At 68.1% G+C, this 3,581-nt stretch carries 5 protein-coding genes; all 5 read left to right on the top strand.

Annotation, left to right across the window (positions count from 1 at the left end):
• The first annotated feature begins 27 nt into the window (after positions 1 to 27).
• The gene (gene atpB / locus IE249_RS15655; protein WP_189705423.1) at positions 28 to 849 is read left to right on the top strand and encodes a F0F1 ATP synthase subunit A; all 822 of its coding nucleotides are present in this window, start codon (positions 28 to 30) and stop codon (positions 847 to 849) included.
• A 74-nt stretch (positions 850 to 923) separates the two neighbouring features.
• The gene (gene atpE, locus IE249_RS15660; RefSeq protein ID WP_189705424.1) at positions 924 to 1,151 is read left to right on the top strand and encodes an ATP synthase F0 subunit C; all 228 of its coding nucleotides are present in this window, start codon (positions 924 to 926) and stop codon (positions 1,149 to 1,151) included.
• A 40-nt stretch (positions 1,152 to 1,191) separates the two neighbouring features.
• Positions 1,192 to 1,734 carry a F0F1 ATP synthase subunit B gene (locus IE249_RS15665; RefSeq protein ID WP_189705425.1) on the top strand — a complete coding sequence of 181 codons (543 nt, stop codon included), beginning with the start codon at positions 1,192 to 1,194 and terminating at the stop codon, positions 1,732 to 1,734.
• A complete protein-coding gene (locus IE249_RS15670; RefSeq protein WP_189705426.1) occupies positions 1,731 to 2,552 on the top strand; it encodes a F0F1 ATP synthase subunit delta in 822 nt (273 codons plus the stop codon). The genes IE249_RS15665 and IE249_RS15670 overlap by 4 nt, the downstream gene beginning before the upstream one ends.
• A 129-nt stretch (positions 2,553 to 2,681) precedes the next feature.
• The coding region (locus tag IE249_RS37410) for a F0F1 ATP synthase subunit alpha (RefSeq protein ID WP_506366861.1) at positions 2,682 to 3,581 on the top strand (900 nt) is incomplete at its 3' end.

The following is a 3,581-nucleotide window of genomic DNA, read 5'->3' on the forward strand; positions in this document are numbered from 1 at the left end:
CCATGCGCCACGCTGAAGGAGTCCGCGGTGAGTGCTGACCCGACGCAGGTGCTCGCCTTCGAGACCGACTGCCACATCTTCAACGGCTGTGGCTTCCCCGCTCCGGGCCTGCACTCGTTCCTGTTCAAGCCCCTGTGGGGCGACGGGGACAGCAACTTGTACTTCAACAAGACGATGCTGCTGGCGCTGCTCGGCTCGATCGTCATCGTCGGGTTCTTCTGGGTCGCCTTCCGCAAGCCGAAGGTCGTTCCGGGCAAGTTCCAGATGGTCGGCGAGGCCGCCTACGACTTCGTGCGCCGCGGCATCGTCTACGAGACGATCGGCAAGCGCGAGGGCGAGAAGTACGTGCCCTTCATGGTCTCGCTGTTCTTCTTCGTCTGGATGATGAACCTGTGGTCGATCATCCCGGTCGCCCAGTTCCCGGTGACGGCGATCATCTCGTACCCGTTGGTACTCGCCCTGATCGTCTGGTTCACCTGGATCATCCTGACCTTCAAGAGGCACGGGTTCGTCGGCTTCTTCAAGAACGTGACCGGCTATGACCCGACGATCGGTCCGGTGCTGCCGCTCTCCATGACGATCGAGTTCTTCTCGAACATCCTGGTCCGGCCCTTCACGCACGCGGTCCGACTCTTCGCGAACATGTTCGCGGGCCACACGCTGCTGCTGCTCTTCACGATCGCCAGCTGGTACCTGCTGAACGGCATCGGCATCGCCTACGCCGGCGTCTCGTTCGTGATGGTCCTGCTGATGACCGCCTTCGAGCTCTTCATCCAGGCTGTCCAGGCGTACGTCTTCGTCCTCCTGGCCTGCAGCTACGTCCAGGGCGCGCTCGCCGAGCACCACTGAGCACACCCCGGCTCCACCCCCGATTCGTCCGGTGGCCAACCCCCACCGGTCCGCAAAGAGAAGGAAGAACTGGCATGTCCCAGACCCTCGCCGCCGTCACCGGTTCCCTCAGCTCCGTGGGTTACGGCCTTGCTGCCATCGGCCCCGGCGTCGGCATCGGCATCATCTTCGGCAACGGCACCCAGGCTCTGGCCCGTCAGCCCGAGGCCGCCGGTCTGATCCGCGCCAACCAGATCCTCGGCTTCGCGTTCTGTGAGGCGCTGGCCCTCATCGGCCTCGTCATGCCGTTCGTCTACAAGTAAGCCGAACAGCGACCACAGACCATAGACGAAAGGCACTGATGTGAACCCTCTGGTTCAGATCGCGGCGGAGTCGGAGAACCCCCTTCTCCCGCCGATCCCCGAGATCGTCATCGGCCTGATCGCCTTCGTCATCGTCTTCGGCCTCCTCGGCAAGAAGCTCCTCCCGAACATCAACAAGGTTCTGGAAGAGCGCCGTGAGGCCATCGAGGGCGGTATCGAGAAGGCCGAGGCCGCGCAGACCGAGGCCCAGAGCGTCCTCGAGCAGTACAAGGCCCAGCTCGCCGAGGCCCGGCACGAGGCCGCGCGTCTTCGCCAGGAGGCGCAGGAGCAGGGTGCCACGCTGATCGCCGAGATGCGGGCCGAGGGCCAGCGGCAGCGCGAGGAGATCGTCGCCGCCGGTCACGCCCAGATCGAGGCCGACCGCAAGGCCGCCGCTTCCGCGCTCCGTCAGGACGTCGGCAAGCTGGCCACCGAGCTGGCCGGCAAGCTCGTCGGCGAGTCCCTCGAGGACCACTCCCGGCAGAGCCGTGTGATCGACCGCTTCCTCGACGAGCTCGAGGAGAAGGCCGAGGCGGCTCGATGACTGCGCACGGAGCCAGCCGCGAGGCACTGACCGCCGCACGTGAGCGTCTCGACGCGCTGACGGACTCCACCTCGGTGGACGCCGCTCGGCTCGCCGACGAGCTCGCGGCCGTCACCGCGCTGCTCCACCGCGAGGTCGGCCTGCGTCGGGTTCTCACCGACCCGGCGCAGTCCGGCGAGGCCAAGGCCGCGCTGGTCCAGCGCCTGCTGGGCAGCCAGGTCGGCGGCCACACCGTGGACCTGGTGTCCGGCATGGTGCGCTCGCGCTGGTCGCAGCCCCGCGACCTGGTGGACGCGCTGGAGGAGCTGGCCGACACCGCCGACCTCACCGCCGCGCAGCGGTCCGGTGAGCTCGACGACGTGGAGGACGAGCTGTTCCGCTTCGGGCGGATCGTCTCCTCGAGCACCGGGCTGCGCGCGGCACTGACCGACCAGGCCGCGAGCACGTCGGCCAAGACCGAGCTGCTGCACCGGCTGCTCGGCGGCAGGGCCAGGCCGAGCACGGAGCGTCTGGTGACGCGCCTTGTGACCGCGCCGCGGGGTCGTAGCCTGGAGTCGGGACTGGAGTCCCTGTCCAAGCTCGCCGCCGACCGCCGGGACCGCATGGTCGCCGTCGTCACCTCCGCGGTACCGCTGAGCGACACGCAGAAGCAGCGCCTCGGCGCGGCTCTCGCCAAGCTCTACGGCCGCCGGATGCACCTCAATCTCGACGTGGACCCCGAGGTCGTCGGCGGGATCCGGGTGCAGGTGGGCGACGAGGTCATCAACGGCTCGATCGCGGACCGGCTCGAGGACGCCGCCCGCCGCATGGCGAGCTAGCAGCAACTCAACACAAGACGTACACGACGGCCCTGGTTGGGCCGTGCAGAGGATTCACCTCTTATTGGGGGGAGTCCCCATACCCCCCAAGTGAAACTTCGGGCCCAACAAGGAGAGCAGGGAACCCAGATGGCGGAGCTCACGATCCGGCCGGAGGAGATCCGGGACGCGCTGGAGAACTTCGTCCAGTCGTACAAGCCGGACGCGGCCTCGCGCGAGGAGGTCGGTACGGTCACCCTTGCCGGCGACGGCATCGCGAAGGTCGAGGGCCTGCCCTCGGCCATGGCCAACGAGCTGCTGAAGTTCGAGGACGGCACCCTCGGCCTCGCCCTCAACCTCGAGGAGCGCGAGATCGGTGCCATCGTCCTCGGTGAGTTCAGCGGCATCGAGGAGGGCCAGCCGGTCACCCGCACCGGTGAGGTCCTGTCCGTCGCCGTCGGCGAGGGCTACCTCGGCCGCGTGGTGGACCCGCTCGGCAACCCGATCGACGGCCTCGGCGAGATCGAGACCGAGGGCCGCCGCGCCCTCGAACTGCAGGCCCCCACGGTCATGCAGCGCAAGTCGGTGCACGAGCCGATGGAGACGGGCTACAAGGCCGTCGACGCCATGACCCCGATCGGCCGCGGTCAGCGTCAGCTGATCATCGGCGACCGTCAGACCGGCAAGACCGCCCTGGCCGTCGACACGATCATCAACCAGCGCGACAACTGGCGCACCGGCGACCCGAACAAGCAGGTCCGCTGCATCTACGTCGCCATCGGCCAGAAGGGCTCCACCATCGCGTCGGTCCGCCGCGCGCTGGAGGAGAACGGCGCGCTGGAGTACACGACCATCGTCGCCGCCCCGGCGTCCGACCCGGCCGGCTTCAAGTACCTGGCGCCGTACACCGGTTCCGCCATCGGCCAGCACTGGATGTACCAGGGCAAGCACGTCCTGATCATCTTCGACGACCTGTCGAAGCAGGCCGACGCCTACCGCGCCGTGTCGCTGCTGCTGCGCCGCCCGCCGGGCCGCGAGGCCTACCCCGGT

It is taken from the genome of Streptomyces anandii JCM 4720 (genome assembly GCF_014650655.1).
In the GTDB taxonomy this organism is placed as follows: Bacteria; Actinomycetota; Actinomycetes; order Streptomycetales; family Streptomycetaceae; genus Streptomyces; species Streptomyces anandii.